General features: G+C 55.4%; 15 protein-coding genes. 12 read left to right on the top strand and 3 right to left on the bottom strand.

Translation table 11 applies throughout. The features are described from left to right. Nucleotides 1-76: 76 nt before the first annotated feature. Nucleotides 77-1975, top strand: a complete 1899-nt coding sequence (locus KO499_RS16705) for a diguanylate cyclase (RefSeq protein WP_215984894.1) — start codon at nucleotides 77-79, stop codon at nucleotides 1973-1975. Here the strand turns inward: KO499_RS16705 and KO499_RS16700 are convergent. Next, nucleotides 1922-2569, bottom strand: coding sequence for an alpha/beta family hydrolase (locus KO499_RS16700; protein WP_215984893.1), 648 nt, complete (start codon nucleotides 2567-2569; stop codon nucleotides 1922-1924). The two genes, KO499_RS16705 and KO499_RS16700, sit on opposite strands and share 54 nt — an antisense overlap. Nucleotides 2570-2790: 221 nt before the next feature. Here KO499_RS16700 and ccoN point away from each other — a divergent pair, with 221 nt between their 5' ends. From ccoN to KO499_RS16655, 9 genes are all read left to right on the top strand, one after another. Continuing rightward, nucleotides 2791-4221, top strand: coding sequence for a cytochrome-c oxidase, cbb3-type subunit I (gene ccoN, locus KO499_RS16695; protein WP_215984892.1), 1431 nt, complete (start codon nucleotides 2791-2793; stop codon nucleotides 4219-4221). Between the two features lie 15 nt (nucleotides 4222-4236). Then, nucleotides 4237-4845, top strand: coding sequence for a cytochrome-c oxidase, cbb3-type subunit II (ccoO, locus tag KO499_RS16690; protein WP_215984891.1), 609 nt, complete (start codon nucleotides 4237-4239; stop codon nucleotides 4843-4845). Nucleotides 4846-4849: 4 nt separating this feature from the next. After that, nucleotides 4850-5035: a cbb3-type cytochrome oxidase subunit 3 gene (locus KO499_RS16685; RefSeq protein WP_215984890.1), complete on the top strand. Its 186-nt coding sequence runs from the start codon at nucleotides 4850-4852 to the stop codon at nucleotides 5033-5035. Next, on the top strand, nucleotides 5032-5922 hold the full coding sequence (ccoP, locus tag KO499_RS16680) for a cytochrome-c oxidase, cbb3-type subunit III (RefSeq protein WP_215984889.1): 891 nt from the start codon (nucleotides 5032-5034) through the stop codon (nucleotides 5920-5922). The genes KO499_RS16685 and ccoP overlap by 4 nt, the downstream gene beginning before the upstream one ends. A 127-nt stretch (nucleotides 5923-6049) precedes the next feature. Then, a complete protein-coding gene (gene ccoG / locus KO499_RS16675) occupies nucleotides 6050-7480 on the top strand; it encodes a cytochrome c oxidase accessory protein CcoG (RefSeq protein ID WP_215984888.1) in 1431 nt (476 codons plus the stop codon). 46 nt (nucleotides 7481-7526) lie between these two features. Next, on the top strand, nucleotides 7527-8042 hold the full coding sequence (locus KO499_RS16670) for a FixH family protein (RefSeq protein ID WP_215984887.1): 516 nt from the start codon (nucleotides 7527-7529) through the stop codon (nucleotides 8040-8042). After that, nucleotides 8039-10486 (top strand): heavy metal translocating P-type ATPase, encoded by a 2448-nt coding sequence (locus tag KO499_RS16665; RefSeq protein WP_215984886.1) that lies wholly within the window; start codon nucleotides 8039-8041, stop codon nucleotides 10484-10486. The genes KO499_RS16670 and KO499_RS16665 overlap by 4 nt, the downstream gene beginning before the upstream one ends. Before the next feature lie 36 nt (nucleotides 10487-10522). Continuing rightward, the gene (gene ccoS / locus KO499_RS16660) at nucleotides 10523-10783 is read left to right on the top strand and encodes a cbb3-type cytochrome oxidase assembly protein CcoS (protein ID WP_215984885.1); all 261 of its coding nucleotides are present in this window, start codon (nucleotides 10523-10525) and stop codon (nucleotides 10781-10783) included. Continuing rightward, nucleotides 10780-11469, top strand: coding sequence for a sulfite exporter TauE/SafE family protein (locus KO499_RS16655; protein WP_215984884.1), 690 nt, complete (start codon nucleotides 10780-10782; stop codon nucleotides 11467-11469). Before ccoS ends, KO499_RS16655 begins: the two co-directional genes overlap by 4 nt. Nucleotides 11470-11471: 2 nt before the next feature. On the opposite strand, the gene ttcA is transcribed toward KO499_RS16655, so the two are convergent. Further along, nucleotides 11472-12386 (bottom strand): tRNA 2-thiocytidine(32) synthetase TtcA, encoded by a 915-nt coding sequence (ttcA, locus tag KO499_RS16650; protein ID WP_215984883.1) that lies wholly within the window; start codon nucleotides 12384-12386, stop codon nucleotides 11472-11474. 219 nt (nucleotides 12387-12605) lie between these two features. Between ttcA and KO499_RS16645 the strand changes: the two genes are divergently transcribed. Then, nucleotides 12606-13277, top strand: a complete 672-nt coding sequence (locus tag KO499_RS16645) for a DNA-J related domain-containing protein (RefSeq protein WP_215984882.1) — start codon at nucleotides 12606-12608, stop codon at nucleotides 13275-13277. A gap of 35 nt (nucleotides 13278-13312) precedes the next feature. Then, entirely contained in the window at nucleotides 13313-14344 is a 1032-nt protein-coding gene (locus KO499_RS16640; protein WP_215984881.1) for a polysaccharide deacetylase family protein, read from the top strand. 4 nt (nucleotides 14345-14348) lie between these two features. Here the strand turns inward: KO499_RS16640 and KO499_RS16635 are convergent. Then, nucleotides 14349-15221, bottom strand: an 873-nt coding sequence (locus KO499_RS16635) for a MalM family protein (RefSeq protein ID WP_215984880.1), incomplete at its 5' end; no start/stop codon positions are given.

The following is a 15221-nucleotide window of genomic DNA, read 5'->3' as shown; positions in this document are numbered from 1 at the left end:
AAATTGAAACTGTTTAACAGCGCGAATTGTCTTCACTGACTACACTTCCCGCTCTGATAAACCCGGGAAGCCATGGATGTCATCCTTTTTGCGCCTGATTGCCCTTGTCAGCCTTGTACTGGCCCCCGCCCTGGCTCAACCAGACGCCAGGCCTATCCCGACGGCCTGCCCTACGCTCGAGGCAACTGATAGCACTGCCCGTGCAGCCCTGATGCAATATATCTGTTATTACAGTGCCTCGCCGGGTGCGCCGGGCCACCAGGCAACCGGTCCGGAGCAGTTGCCCGAAGACCTCCAATGGGTGCCTGCAAACGGATGGGATCTGGTTTTCAGCCATACCAAATCCGTTTACTGGATCCACCTGAATGTGAAGAACTCCGGGCCGGAACGTGGCGTATGGTACCTGAAACTCAGCTATCCCCTGCTTGACGAAGTTACGATCTGGCAAGCAGGAAATGATACTACAGAGATGGTTGTTACCGGAGATCAACACCCTTTCGAGACTCGGCCAGTAGACTACCGGTACTTTCTACTTCCTGTCACATTGGATGGCGGCGAGACCCAGAGTCTGACGATCAGGATCCATAGCAGTGGAGCCCTGAACGTGCCTCTCAGTTTCGAAACCGCGGCAGAAGCCATTGCCCGCAGTAATCACCTCACACTGACCCATGGGCTGCTCTATGGTGCGCTTCTGGTTTTTGCAGCCTTCAACCTGCTGCTCTTTTTAAGCTCCGGAACCGGCGATTACTTTTATAACGCATTCTATCTCGCAGCACTGGGGCTCTTTCTCTTCGCCATGGGCGGCTTCGCCAATCAGTATTTCTGGCCGGATAACGCCAGCTTTGCCAATACATCCATTCCATTGTCGTTGTCGCTTTGCGCCCTTGCCATGATACTTTTTGGCCGATCGTTCCTTGACGTAAACAGGGGAACCATCTCAGAGACCGTACTCAAGGCAGAGGCCTGGTCCTCCATAGGTTTGCTCGCGCTCACACTGGTCCTGCCCTACAGCAAAACTATCCTGCTCAACACGGTCCTGACACTGACGGTCATCTCAAGCTTGTTTGTAATTGCAGCCGTTCGCTGGAAACAGGGCTATCAGCCGGCTGTGTGGTATCTGCTGGCGTGGCTGGTCATGTTGCTTGCCGGCCTGGTATACGCTCTTGCAGCCTTTGGCCACATTACTGACTTTCTGGCCCGGGAAGCCCTGATGCAGTCAGCGGTGGGCGGGCAGATAATTCTGCTCAACTATGCCCTGGTGCAACGATGGCGCCTGCTCAGCCAGAAGCTTCTCGATGTGGAGCATGACGCAAGGGCAGAACTGGAAATAAAGGTGCACCGGCGTACCGCGCAGCTGAGGGATACCATGCGCGAACTCGAAAATGCCAACCGCCAGCTTTCGATGATGAGTCTAAACGACGCACTTACAGGTCTGCATAACCGAAGGCATTTAAATACTATTTTCCCTGAACTATCCGCAGAAGCGCGCCGAAACGCCCAACCACTGACGCTGGCCCTGGTCGACGCTGACCACTTCAAGACCATCAACGACACCTGGGGCCACGGCTTCGGAGACACATGCCTTCAGTTTCTCGCCGAAATGTTAACGCGTCACGTAAAACGCCCGAGAGATGTCGCTATCCGTTTCGGAGGAGAAGAGTTTGCGCTGGTTTTGCCGGGAACCGATTCTGCCGGAGCTCTGAACGTCTGCACCGCACTGCTCGAAGATATCGCCAGCACCACCCTTTTGGCGCCGGACGGCACCGAAGTCACCATCACTCTGAGCGGTGGCATAGCGTCACTCAATCCTGGCGAGACCCAGAGCCAGCTGTTCGATAGAGCCGACAAGGCCCTGTACCGTGCGAAAAGCGAGGGTCGCAACCGGGTGCTGCTGGCTGAAACGGCCGGAATAGAGAATACATCAGGAAACCAGCATCTCATCCACAAAGATTCGGGTCTGGCGGGAAGCCGCTAGGATCAGATCATTCTGGGTTTGGGGCTGCCGTTTCAGCGGCTGAAAATCATGATTGCCACCTTCCAGCCAATGCAGTTGGATGGCTTCCAGCTCTGATTCACGGCCAGCCATCTCGACGGGCTTGCCGAAAGGATCCCTGGTCCCCTGAAGCACCAGCATGGGGCAGCTCAGCTCCGGGAAATGCGCCGTTCGCCAATTGTCGGGCTTCCCAGGAGGATGAAACGGATAGCCATAACAGGCAACACCATCTATACCCCCCCTGCGGCTGGCGAGAATACTCGCCATGCGTCCGCCCATAGATTTTCCGCCAATCAATACCCTGCTGTTCGACCCAAGTTCGGCACGAATCTGGTCAAGAACAAGGGAAAAACAATCGAGCAAAGCAGGCTCCCGGTCAGGCGGGCGTTTCTTTCCATCCAGGCGTCGTTTCTGCATGTAAGGAAAGTCAAAACGAACCGTTTCGATGCCCAAACTGCTGAGAGCTCCAGCCAGCGCCTCCATGAATGGTGAATCTGCCGGCGCCCCCGCACCATGAGCCAGGATCAATACGACTTCCGAAGTACTTTCGTAGCCTTTGGTCTTAATCAACTCCACAGAATTCACCTCACCCAATTAAGCGACTATCATTGCTGCTTAGGCAACAGACATTTTCCACGCTACAACAATTCCAGTAACCGCGCTGAAAAGGAAGCCATGTTGCTGATTTAGGCGCATTTGACGGATGTCAGGAGTTGACCTGAGTCATTGCAAACAGCTCATCGTTTCTCCATACTTGCGCCCGCATATTTCCCCATTTTAAACCCATTGGTAAGGCTATGAGCACAGTAAATGCAAACCTGACATACAACTACAAGGTGGTGAGACAATTCGCCATCATGACAGTGGTATGGGGTATTGTAGGTATGTCCCTGGGTGTGCTGATTGCAGCGCAACTCTATTGGCCATCCCTCAACCTAGATCTGCCCTTTACCCATTTCGGCCGTCTGCGGCCGCTGCATACCAATGCCGTCATCTTCGGCTTTGGTGGATGCGCCCTGTTTGCGACCTCCTATTACGTGGTTCAGCGCACCTGTCAGGCCCGTCTGATTTCCGATGGACTGGCGGCGTTCACGTTCTGGGGCTGGCAGGCCATTATCGTCTCGGCGGTAATCACTCTCCCGCTCGGCCTTACCTCCACCAAGGAATACGCCGAACTCGAGTGGCCGATTGATATTGCCATCGCCATTGTATGGATCACCTATGCTCTGGTGTTCTTCGGGACCGTAACGAAGCGCAGCACCCCCCACATTTACGTGGCCAACTGGTTCTATGGCGCATTTATTATTACTGTGGCCATGCTCCATATTTTCAACAACATGGCCCTGCCGGTAAGTGCCTTCAAATCCTACTCGGCTTATGCCGGCGTTACCGATGCCATGATGCAGTGGTGGTATGGTCACAACGCCGTAGGTTTCTTCCTGACCGCAGGCTTCCTGGGCATGATGTACTATTTCGTTCCCAAGCAAGCCAACCGTCCGGTCTATTCCTATCGCCTGTCAATCGTTCACTTCTGGGCACTGATTGCAACCTACGTATGGGCCGGCGGACACCACCTGCACTACTCTGCGCTGCCAGACTGGGCGCAAACTGCAGGCATGGTTATGTCTCTGATCCTCCTGGCTCCGTCCTGGGGCGGCATGATTAACGGCATGATGACCTTGTCAGGTGCCTGGCACAAACTGCGTACAGACCCGATTTTGCGCTTCCTGGTGGTTTCTCTGTCGTTCTACGGCATGTCCACTTTCGAAGGCCCGATGATGGCAATCAAGACAGTCAACGCGCTGTCCCACAACACCGACTGGACAATTGGACACGTTCACTCCGGAGCCCTTGGTTGGGTAGCCATGATCAGCATCGGTGCGGTTTACCACCTCGTGCCCAAGCTCTGGGGCGTTCAGGCCATGTACAGCACAGCCCTGATCAATGTCCATTTCTGGCTGGCAACCGTTGGTGTGGTTCTGTACATCGTTGCCATGTGGGTAAACGGCATCATGCAAGGCCTGATGTGGCGCGCAGTCAACGAAGACGGCACCCTGACCTACAGCTTTGTTGAAGCCCTTGAAGCATCTTACCCAGGCTACTTCGTTCGCTTTATCGGTGGACTCTTCTTCGTCAGCGGTATGCTCTTGATGGCTTACAACGTTTACATGACCGTTCGCCAGAAAGACGCGGTTGCGCAGGATAACGCGGCGGCACAGCCTGCGTAACGGGAGAGAGATCAGATGAAACATGAAATAGTCGAAAAGAACCTTGGTCTGATGATCGTACTGATCATCCTGACCATCAGTGGCGGTTTCCTTGCGGAGATTGTGCCCCTCTTCTTCCTGAAAGAGACCAACGAACCCATCGAAGGGCTTGAGCCCCTGACGGCGGTCGAACTGGAAGGTCGGGATATCTATATCCGCGAAGGCTGCCATGTGTGCCATACCCAGCAGATCCGTCCTTTCAGGGCGGAGACTGAGCGGTATGGCCACTACTCCGTTGCAGGTGAGTTTGTTTATGACCGTCCGTTCCTGTGGGGCTCCAAACGTACTGGACCGGATCTCGCCCGCGTTGGTGGTCGTTACTCCGATGCCTGGCAACGCCAGCATCTGTACAACCCGCGCAGCGTGGTTCCGGAATCAAATATGCCTGCTTTCCCCTGGTTGTTTGAAAACAAAGTAGATCACACCAAGACCGCCGCGAAGATGGACACGCTCCAGACACTTGGCGTGCCTTACACAGACGAGCAGATCGCCGAGGCGCCTGCTCAAGTGGAAGGCAAATTTGAAATCGAGGCCCTGGTCGCATACCTGCAGCAGTTGGGTACAGTGATTTCAGAAAGACGGTGATTTGATGGATATTAATGAGTTACGCGGCATTCACACCATTCTGGTAATGGCGATTTTCTTTGGCATCGTGTGGTGGGCCTACAGTGCCCGCCGCAAAAAAGCCAACGACGAGGCAGCTCACCTGCCCTTCGATGATGAAGACGTGGACAGGCGTACGCTCGAACAGGAAAAAACGGAGAAAAAAGAATGAGCACCTTTTGGAGCATCTGGATCAGCGTGATCGTGCTCGGTACCGTTTTCGGCTGCTGGTGGTTGCTTTGGGCAACCCGCAAAAGCCAGACGACCGATAGCGAAACTGACCGTACAACAGGTCATTCCTTTGACGGTATCGAAGAGTATGACAACCCGCTTCCCAAGTGGTGGTTTTACCTGTTCATCGCTACCTGTATTTTTGCCCTTGGCTACCTTGCCCTTTACCCGGGCCTGGGCAACTTCAAGGGCTTGCTGGGTTGGACCTCAACCAACCAATGGGAAGCCGAGGTTGCGGAAGCTGACGAGAAATACGGACCTATTTATGCGCAATACGGCCAGACTCCGGTTCCCGAACTGGCCGAGGATGGCGATGCCATGAAGATTGGCCAACGCCTGTTTGCCAACAACTGTGCGGTCTGCCATGGCTCAGCAGCGCGTGGACAGGTTGGTTTCCCCAACCTGACTGACGACGACTGGCTCTATGGCGGCACACCTGAGGCAATTCTTGCGACGCTGCATAATGGCCGTATGGGTAACATGCCGGCGAAAGGCACCATGCCCAGCATGACCAATGAACAGGTTGATCAGGTCGTAAACTACGTCCTGAGCTTCAGTGGTCGCGAACAGGATGCCGAAGCGGCAAAAGCTGGTGAGCAGGTCTTCGGTCAGGCATGTGTTGCCTGCCATGGCCCGGACGCCAAGGGAAATCATGCCCTGGGTGCGCCTAACCTTACCGACAATACCTGGCTCTATGGTTCCACCTATGACTGGATCAAGGAGACCGTTGTGAACGGTCGCCAGAACCAGATGCCAGCACAAAGTGGTCGTCTCTCCGAAGACCAGATTCAGATACTCGCGGCTTACGTCTACAGCCTGTCGAACTGAGTCACCCGGCCGGAGTTTTCTCCGGCCAGGTCTTTTCAACCCTGTGCCTGCGATGCGGGTACAGACTTGAAAAGATCAGCAGCCGCAAGGCCTGTTGCCCCGCATTCCCCTTTCCCTGGAGGTAACGATGAGCAGTGAGATTCCGGTCAAACAGGTTGACCCATCCTCTGAACCCTCCGATAAAAATAATAAATCCGGAACCGTCGATCTATACGCCAGTCGCAAGAAGATATATGTCAAAGAAGTCACTGGTTTCTTTCAGCGTATAAGAAATGTCAGCCTCACCTTGCTGATGGGGATGTACTTTGCGTTTGTCTGGTTCACCCTGGACGGGCAACCACTGATTCATTTTGACCTTCCCGCCCGTGAGTTCCATCTGTACGGGGCAACCTTCTACCCGAAAGATTTCATTCTGCTCTCGGGCATGCTCATCATCTCCGCCTTTGGATTGTTTTTTATCACCACCCTATTCGGCCGGGTCTGGTGCGGCTACACATGCCCACAGACCGTCTGGACCTTTATATTTATGTGGGTTGAAGAGCGGATTGAGGGCAGCCGCAACAAGCGTATGAAGCTCGACAAGGCACCTCGTTCAGCGGAAAAAGTGATCAAAAAATCTGCCAAGCACGCAGTCTGGCTTTTGATTGCGCTGGCTACCGGCCTGACCTTTGTTGGTTACTTCTACCCTATCCGGGAGCTTCTGGCCGACATCTTTACGTTGCAGGCCAATGGCTGGGCCTATTTCTGGGTCGCATTCTTCACCATTGCCACCTATCTGAATGCTGGCTGGATGCGTGAGCAGGTCTGCCTCTACATGTGCCCGTATGCCCGCTTTCAGTCTGTAATGTTCGATCCCAATACCCGGGTGGTTTCCTACGATCCAAATCGGGGCGAGCCACGCGGAGGGCGTAAGAGAGACGTCGATCCGGCCGAGGCGGGCCTGGGAGACTGCATCGATTGCGGACAGTGCGTTCAGGTATGCCCTACCGGCATAGATATCAGAGACGGTCTGCAGTACGAGTGTATCGGGTGTGCGCTGTGCATTGATGCCTGTGACGAAATCATGGACAAGATGGACTACCCGAAAGGTCTGATTCGCTACACCACTGAGAATGAGCTGGAAGGCAAAACCTCGAAACTGTTACGGCCCCGAACCTTCGGTTATGGAGCGGTCCTGTCTCTCATGGTGGTCGCGATCATCTTTACGATTGTCACACGGGTCCCGGCACAGTTGGACGCACTTCGTGATCGGGGAGCCTTGTTCAGCTTCAACGGCGAAGGACGTATCGAGAACTCCTACACGCTGAAAATCGCCAACATGACTGAGGTCCCCCAGACGTTCACTCTGTCGGCGAGCGGTCTGGAAGGCATCCGTATCCTGACCGAAAGCTCGGTAACCGTGGAGAGTGGTGAGAACCGGTCACTGCCAACGGTTGTCGACGTACCACCTGAGTCCATCACCAAATCCAATAACGACATTCTGTTCAAGGCACAATCGGAGACAGATTCCTCACTGAGCCTTGAAACCGAAAGCCGATTTGTCGGTCCAACACGCTGATCACCGAATGCGCGCGGATCTGACTGTTTAAATGAGACCCTGATTTATGAATGCAGAAACACCCGTAAGCCCCTGGTACCGCCAACCCTGGTTCTGGTTCCTGCTTATATTCCCGGGCGCCTCGATCATTTACTGCGCTATCGCCATTACCATCGCGATCAGCACGGACAATGCGATGGTGACCGATGACTGGTCCAAGGAAGGTCGTGGCATCAATATGTCCATTGCGCGGGACAAGCATGCGGCAGATCTGGGTATGGAGGCTCAGATCAATTTCCAGAACCGGAATGTCACCGTCGACCTCAATACATTGGAAGGCCCGGCTGATTTCCCATACCTGGTTCTCAACCTGTTTCATCCGACGCTCTCGGACAAAGATCGCACCATCCAGTTCCAGCAAGTCGCACCAGGACGATTTGCCGGCAAACTCCACAGCGACATAGACGGTCGCTGGTACTATGACCTTCGCGGTCCGGCCAATGAGTGGCGCCTCAAGGGCGAGGCCTGGCTGCCGCCAGAGAACGGGATTACGGTCAAGGCCGGGGAGTCAGCCCAAGGTTGACGACACTGGATTGCTTCCATTGCGGCGAGCCGGCAGACGGTGAGCCGCCTATTACTCTTGAGGTCGATGGTACGACCCAGCACTTCTGTTGCCAGGGCTGCAAAGCGGTCTGCGAGACCATTCGTAGCGAAGGCCTGACTGGATTCTATAATTTCCGGACCCAGCCTGCCGTTACCCCGAAGCAACTAACCGCAGCTGAACTGAGCCGCCTGAGAGAGCTCGACCACCCGCTGGTTCAGGAATCCTTTGTTGTACCGGTTAAAGGAGCCCAGGAAGCCCAACTACTGATTGGCGGTATCACCTGCGCGGCCTGTATCTGGTTGCTTGAAAACCACATAGCAAAACAGCCTGGTGTTGTCTCCTTCTCGGTAAATCACACCACCCAACGGGCGCGGCTGGTCTGGTCCCAGGACCAGGCTCCGTTGAGCGATCTACTCATTGCGATCCACGAACTCGGCTACACCGCCCGCCCGTACCAGGCAGACGATGCAGAAAAGGCCCTCAAGGCAGAGCATCGGTCCATGCTTATCCGGGTCGCGATCGCCGGTATTGGCTCTTTTCAGAGCATGATGCTGGCATTCCCCCTGTATTTTGAACTGGTCAGCGACCTGTCTCCTGAATTCGTCAGTTTCTTCCGCTGGTTCAGTCTGCTGGTAGCCACGCCTGTGGTTCTGTATAGCGCCGCTCCCTTCTTCCGGAACGCCCGCCGTGATATCCAGAGCCGACATTTGACCATGGATGTGCCAGTTGCCATTGCCATCGGACTTGCCTATCTCGCCAGCGCATGGGTTACCGTGTTTGGCGGCGAAGAGGTGTATTTCGAGTCGGTGTGTATGTTCACGTTTTTCCTGCTGCTCGGACGTTATATCGAAGTTCAGGCCCGCTACCGTTCCGGACTGACCGGAAACGCTCTCGCAGGATTCCAGCCAACGGTTGCTACGCTGGTATCGGGCGATGCCACAGATGTTGTTCCTGCACATCAGGTCAGGCCTGGCGATATCATTCGTGTGCGGCCCGGCGAAACCCTGCCAGTGGATGGAGAGATTGTCCGGGGCGAGTCAACCCTCAACGAAGCCGCGCTGACGGGTGAGTACCTTCCTGAAACCCGGTATCCGGGCGATACCGTCCATGCAGGGAGCGTTAACGGCGAGAACCCGCTGGATATCCGGGTCCTAAAAGCAGGCGCCCAGACCCGGCTCTCAGGGATTTTACGCGTGCTGGACCGGGTCCAGTCCGACAAACCCCAGGTCGCAATGATGGCCGACCGTATGGCAGGAAAGTTCGTCGGACGGGTTTTGATCCTGGCACCGATAGTATGGATAGGCTGGTGGCTCGCGGGTGCTGACAATGCCTTCGACATTACCCTTTCGGTACTGGTGGTCACCTGCCCCTGTGCGCTTTCGCTGGCAACCCCGACAGCCATTACCTCGGCAACGATCAGACTCCGCCGCCTTGGCTTCCTGCCTACCAGGGGGCATACCCTGGAGTCGATGAACACCATCGATACCGTGATATTTGATAAAACCGGGACGCTTACCCGGGGAGAGCTCAGCCTGACCGGCACCGACATTGTGGGTAGCGAGGATGAGCAAACCTGCCTCAAACTCGCCGCCGGGCTCGAAAAATACTCTGAGCATCCGATTGCCAGAGTGTTTCACCGGCGCAATTCCGCCGCCATAGAAAATGTTGAAAATCATCTTGGTGGGGGCCTCTCCGGCCGACTGGGGGACCTGCCTCTATTCATCGGGCACCGGGAATTCGTGGCGCAATATACCGACACGCCCGCTCCATACGTGGCGCAGCATCAGGGCATGGAAATCTGGTTGGCCTCCGATAGGGAATGGCTTGCCTGTTTCAGGCTAGACGACCAACCCCGCGACGATGCCCGATCGGCAATCCAGGCGCTGCACGACGCCGGCATACGCACCCTGCTCCTGAGCGGCGACCGATCCGGACACGTTGAGCAGGTAGCAGGCGTTCTCGGTATCGACGAGGCAATCGGTCAGGCTTCTCCGGAAGAAAAACTGGCTGTGCTACAACGGCTGGAAGCCGAGGGCCGCCGCATCATGATGGTTGGCGACGGTTTGAACGATCTGCCTTCCATGGCCGGTGCCGGAATTTCAGTGGCCATGGGGACGGCAGCGGATTTGACCCAACTCAAAGCTGATGCAGTCTTGCTGAACGGCCAGTTGATGCAGCTAGTCGAAGCTCTGAAAACGAGCCGCCAGACTCGTCGAATCATTCGACAGAACCTCTGGTGGGCGCTGGTCTACAACGTATGCGCGCTACCTCTGGCCGCCGCGGGTATGGTCCCGCCCTGGTTGGCAGCGATTGGCATGTCTGTCAGCTCCCTGGTGGTCGTGCTGAATGCCCTTCGGTTGGGCAAATCCCCGAACCGACTGCGTCAGGGCAATCCCGAAGTTGGCGCTCAGGTCGTGTCCTGATACCGTGAACCTATACTTTTTTTGCGAGGTTTCGCCGTGCAAATCGTAATGTTTCTGGTCCCGGTGATGCTCATACTGGTGGCGCTTGGCATCGTACTGTTTTCATGGGCGGTCAAGAACGGCCAGTACGATGATCTCGAAGGGCCGGCCCATCGAATTCTCTACGATGACGACAAAGACATGATTCCGGACGACGCTCGCACTGATAAAGCGGCTGCAGAGACGCCAACCTCGGAGCAACCCGTCGAGATCAGCCAGGCATCCGATCCCGATGAGGATGAGTCCCGAAAAGGATGAACCCGGAACTCTACCTCAGCTACCCCAGCGCCTTTCTGATCGGACTTCTCGGCAGCACCCACTGTCTCGGTATGTGCGGCGGAATCAGTGCGTCCCTATCCATGGCCCTGCCTGTTGGCAAAGGTTTCCGGTGGCGGCAATCCATAATGCTTCTGGCCTTCAATTTTGGGCGCATTTGCAGCTATGTCATCATCGCCACGCTGGTTGCATTGGCCAGTACATCGGCCGCCAGCCAGTGGACGCTTGCGGGACTGGCTCTGCGCTCACTGGCAGGCATTCTGCTGATATTCATGGGGCTCTCGATGGGGCAATGGTGGCAGGGTATTCGCTACGTAGAACGGGTTGGCGCCCCGGTCTGGGCCAGAATCTCTCCTCTGACCCGCCGTTTCCTTCCTGTGAATCACGGCGGACAGGCCCTTGCCCTGGGAGCGCTCTGGGGCTGGCTGCCCTGCGGATTGGTGTACAGCACTCTCGGATGGGCGGCGCTGCAACCGACCGTGGGCTCGGCGGCGCTGACCATGCTGTTTTTCGGGCTGGGCACCCTGCCTTCCATGCTGGCTACGGGATTCGCAGCTAACTGGGTGCGGGGCTTGCAGACGCACCAAGTGTTCAGGAAGGTAACAGGCGCCCTGCTCATCCTCTTCGGAATCTGGACCCTGCCCTTTTTACATATGGCCGGGCATTAACGCTAGATATTCAGCACATCCAGGCGACCGAAGTCAGCTGATGCTTCAGGCTCCGCAGTATTGACTGCCTGCCGCTTGCCGCCCAGACGCTTACCTTCCCGAAAATCGTACAGGCTGGTATCCGCCAGATGCGAAGGCTCCACGTTGCAAATGGCCCGGAACATCGTCTCCAGCCGCCCCGGATGCTGTTTGTCCCAGCTTTGAAACATATCCTTAATCACCTGGCGCTGGAGATTCTCCTGGGACCCACACAGGTTACAGGGGATGATGGGAAACTCTCGAAGAGCCGCATACCGGGCTATGTCCTTTTCCCGGCTGTAAGAGAGCGGACGAATCACGGTGTTACGGCCATCATCGCTGTGCAGCACCGGTGGCATGGTTTTGAGCTTGCCACCATAAAACATGTTCAGGAACAGCGTTTCCAGAAGATCGTCCCGGTGATGGCCCAGCGCAATCTTGGTGACACCATGTTCCTCGGCGAAATTATAGAGAATTCCGCGACGTAAGCGGCTACACAGACCACAGGTTGTCTTACCTTCAGGCACTTTTTCCTTAACAATGCTGTAAGTGTCCTTCTCGATAATGTGATACTCGATACCCATTGAGGAAAGGTATTCGGGCAGCACCTCTTCCGGAAACCCGGGTTGCTTCTGGTCGAGATTAACCGCAATCAATTCAAACGATACCGGAGCACTCTTCTGCAGGTTAAGCAGAATATCGAGCATAGCGTAGGAGTCTTTGCCACCGCTGAGGCAGCACATGACTTTATCTCCGGCTTCAATCATTGAGAAATCGGCAATCGCCTGCCCGACTTCGCGGCGCAGACGTTTCTGCAGCTTGTTCAACTCCAGTTTCTCGCGGCGCTCCCGCTCTGGAGTGAGGGACTGTTCGGAACTGGCGATCATTGCTTCGGGCATACCAACTAAGTTCATAAGGCAAATGGACGGGGAATTATACGCGTCACATGGAGTCAGGGACAGGATACCAACAGGGATATGTTGCAATTGAAAGCAGAAGACGCAGCATGGCTCGAGCCGAACCGCGGGGTATGTGCCGGCCTCACATGATCAACCGCTCTTGTCTATTGGTGGCCTTTCGGCTGACGATACTTCCCTGATCAACGGGAGTACCCTAACATGAAGCTCATGACAGATGGCCAACCCCCTATCACTACTCAGCCCGAATCGCCGAATGATGATGGCTACCTCGAGCAACAGATTCAACATTTGCTGGTAGCCGTTGAGCACGAACTCAGATCGTCGCCGGCAGGCATGAACGAATTGTCAATGATCAAAGCGCTGCAAAAACCGCCCTGGGAGCTGCTCGGAGAGGTTATTTTCAGTGAACCTGAAAAGCTCTACCCGGTTCATTTTCTTTTGTTCCACGTACTCTATCGCCTTCGTGACCAATTATCTGAAGTGGGAGAAAACGTGGCGATTTCACCACTTGACATCCGTATCGAGAGACAGCCTGTGGTCAGTGGTGATGGGGTTCCACACACTGTCGACACACTTCGTCAGTTTTATCTGGATCTCTCCCAGTACCGACTGCCAGAAGAAGCCATTCACCAGATGATGAATAAATTCTGGACAGGGTCGCGGGGCCAGCCCCCGGCACAATCAGAAACCAGGAAAGCAGCGGAGTTACTGGGGTTCCAGGGAGTTCCCGCCGATTTTTCATCCGTGAAAAAGCGTTTCCGCCGTGCCGTTATGCACGCTCACCCCGACCGCGGTGGACGGACAGAAACCATTCAGCACCTGAATGAGGCCTTTGCCGTCCTGAAAGCCCATTTCCGTCACGGCATCTGACCAGACTGCCGGAGAACAGAAGCACAGGAGAGAATATGCCGCTCGGAGTAGTCCTGAAAGCATCCATTTTCGTCGTTCCGATGATGGCCGCCATCTCGGCCCACGCTGACCTCGTGGTATTGCAATATCATCATGTGAGCGATTCTACGCCTCCCTCCACCAGCACTTCGGTATCCCTGTTCAAGCAACAAATGGACTTGATTTCGGACTTGGACCTGGAGGTTGTGAACCTGCGCCAGGGCACGGAAACAACACTGTCTGGCACGGCGGGCGAAGGTAACCAGATTGCCATTTCCTTCGATGATGCTTACGCTTCTGTTTACCATACGGCGGCGCCGCTGCTGGCAGAAAAAGCTTACCCCTACACTATTTTCGTCAACACCGAAGCCGTGGGAAGTAATGGTTATATGTCCTGGGACCAGATTCGGGAACTTTCCGAACGTCAGGATGTAACCATCGCCAATCACAGTGCGGACCATGATCATATGGCCAGGAAGCCGGACGAAACCGAAGAAGCCTGGGAAATCCGGGTTACCCGCAGCCTTGACTCTGCGCAGAATACCCTGGCCCGGGAACTGGATGCACCGGCACCCATGTTCGCGTATCCATACGGAGAGTTTGACCAGCCGCTGCAAGCCAAAATTAATGAGCGCGGCTGGTACGGCTTCGGTCAGCAGTCAGGCGCTATCGGCCGAAAAACCGGGAAGACCCGATTGCCTCGCTTTCCGATGGCGAACGCCTACGGCCAGCTGGCGAACCTTGAGGACAAGCTTCGCAGCAAGGCCTTTCCTGTTGATACGGGCACGCTGCCAGATGGCATAATCTCCGAAAACCCACCCACTCTGGTTTTCCCGCTGGTTGAACCTATTGATGCTGAAAGGCTAACTTGCTTTGCCTCTGGTCAGGGGCGTATCGACTTTAACGTGGTTGATGGCAATGTGAGCGTGCAGGCACCCGAGAGATTCAATAGTCGGCGATTCCGCTACAACTGCACCCATCCTGCAGGCGATGGCAGTTACTACTGGCTGTCTCAGCAGTGGCTGGACCTGAGCAAACCTGAGGACTGAAGGCTCATTCCTCCACCTGCATCAGGCCAATTTCGCCGTGCCTGATATGGGGAATTTTGCTCGGATTAGCCTGTGTTCCTATAACAGTCTGATTCTTCAGGTCTTCATCCCGGGTAAACAAGACCAGCCAACGCTCTCCGTGGCCCGGAAACGCGGGAACCCACGCTTCCAGATAGCCACGCCGGTGCCAGCTTTCCGGGGTAAATTCCATAACCAGATCCGTCACCAGCCGTAACGGTGTCATGTCTTCATCCAAAAACACCAGGGAAGGGACTACCACTCCACTGTTCTCATAGGTTCGCAGGCGTATTACCAGACTGCCATGCTGGTCGGGATCTGGAAGCGCAATCAATTGATACGGGCTGAGTCCCGTCAGAAATGAATGGGTTGTTGAATTCGTCGAGAATGTAACGCCAAACTCCCGCCCCGTATGCCAACGCTGTGGACTAAGCTCGTCCATTGACGCGCAACAGGTGGCTGAGAACCGATCCAGAAAACCCTCTGTTCCTGCATCAATCCCCAGGATGGCGAACGCATCCGGATCATGTCCTTCTACGGTGTCCGTCCTCTCGCCATTCGAGCCCGCCCGATAAACGCTGGCTTCGCTCATCTGGACAGGAGGGTTCATCAGCCCACCATGAAGGTCAGCGCGAGTATCCGGACGGTAGTAGCTGGTCCGGACGTTGCCCTCTGCGTCACGCCAGGTGAAATAGGGTTGCTGATCTCCAGGACGGACATAGCCGTCCTGCTCAAGTTCGCCGGCATCCGGGTAGTTTTCAAGGGTGTACTCGGTGTCTTCGGCTAGCATTGCAACAGCGCCGGCACCACTGACTGAAGGTACTGATTTCGCTGCAACTCCTGGATCGCCTGGATCGCC

Origin of the sequence: Marinobacter sp. F3R08 (genome assembly GCF_018860425.1) — a bacterium.
In the GTDB taxonomy this organism is placed as follows: Bacteria; Pseudomonadota; Gammaproteobacteria; order Pseudomonadales; family Oleiphilaceae; genus Marinobacter.
This window is presented reverse-complemented; position numbering and strand designations above follow the sequence as displayed.

Coding starts and splice junctions, on each gene's coding strand:
- KO499_RS16705 (WP_215984894.1), top strand. CDS start 77: ATGTCATCCTTTTTGCGCCTGATTGCCCTTGTCAGCCTTGTACTGGCC.
- ccoN (WP_215984892.1), top strand. CDS start 2,791: ATGAGCACAGTAAATGCAAACCTGACATACAACTACAAGGTGGTGAGA.
- ccoO (WP_215984891.1), top strand. CDS start 4,237: ATGAAACATGAAATAGTCGAAAAGAACCTTGGTCTGATGATCGTACTG.
- KO499_RS16685 (WP_215984890.1), top strand. CDS start 4,850: ATGGATATTAATGAGTTACGCGGCATTCACACCATTCTGGTAATGGCG.
- ccoP (WP_215984889.1), top strand. CDS start 5,032: ATGAGCACCTTTTGGAGCATCTGGATCAGCGTGATCGTGCTCGGTACC.
- ccoG (WP_215984888.1), top strand. CDS start 6,050: ATGAGCAGTGAGATTCCGGTCAAACAGGTTGACCCATCCTCTGAACCC.
- KO499_RS16670 (WP_215984887.1), top strand. CDS start 7,527: ATGAATGCAGAAACACCCGTAAGCCCCTGGTACCGCCAACCCTGGTTC.
- KO499_RS16655 (WP_215984884.1), top strand. CDS start 10,780: ATGAACCCGGAACTCTACCTCAGCTACCCCAGCGCCTTTCTGATCGGA.
- ttcA (WP_215984883.1), bottom strand. CDS start 12,386: ATGCCCGAAGCAATGATCGCCAGTTCCGAACAGTCCCTCACTCCAGAG.
- KO499_RS16645 (WP_215984882.1), top strand. CDS start 12,606: ATGAAGCTCATGACAGATGGCCAACCCCCTATCACTACTCAGCCCGAA.
- KO499_RS16640 (WP_215984881.1), top strand. CDS start 13,313: ATGCCGCTCGGAGTAGTCCTGAAAGCATCCATTTTCGTCGTTCCGATG.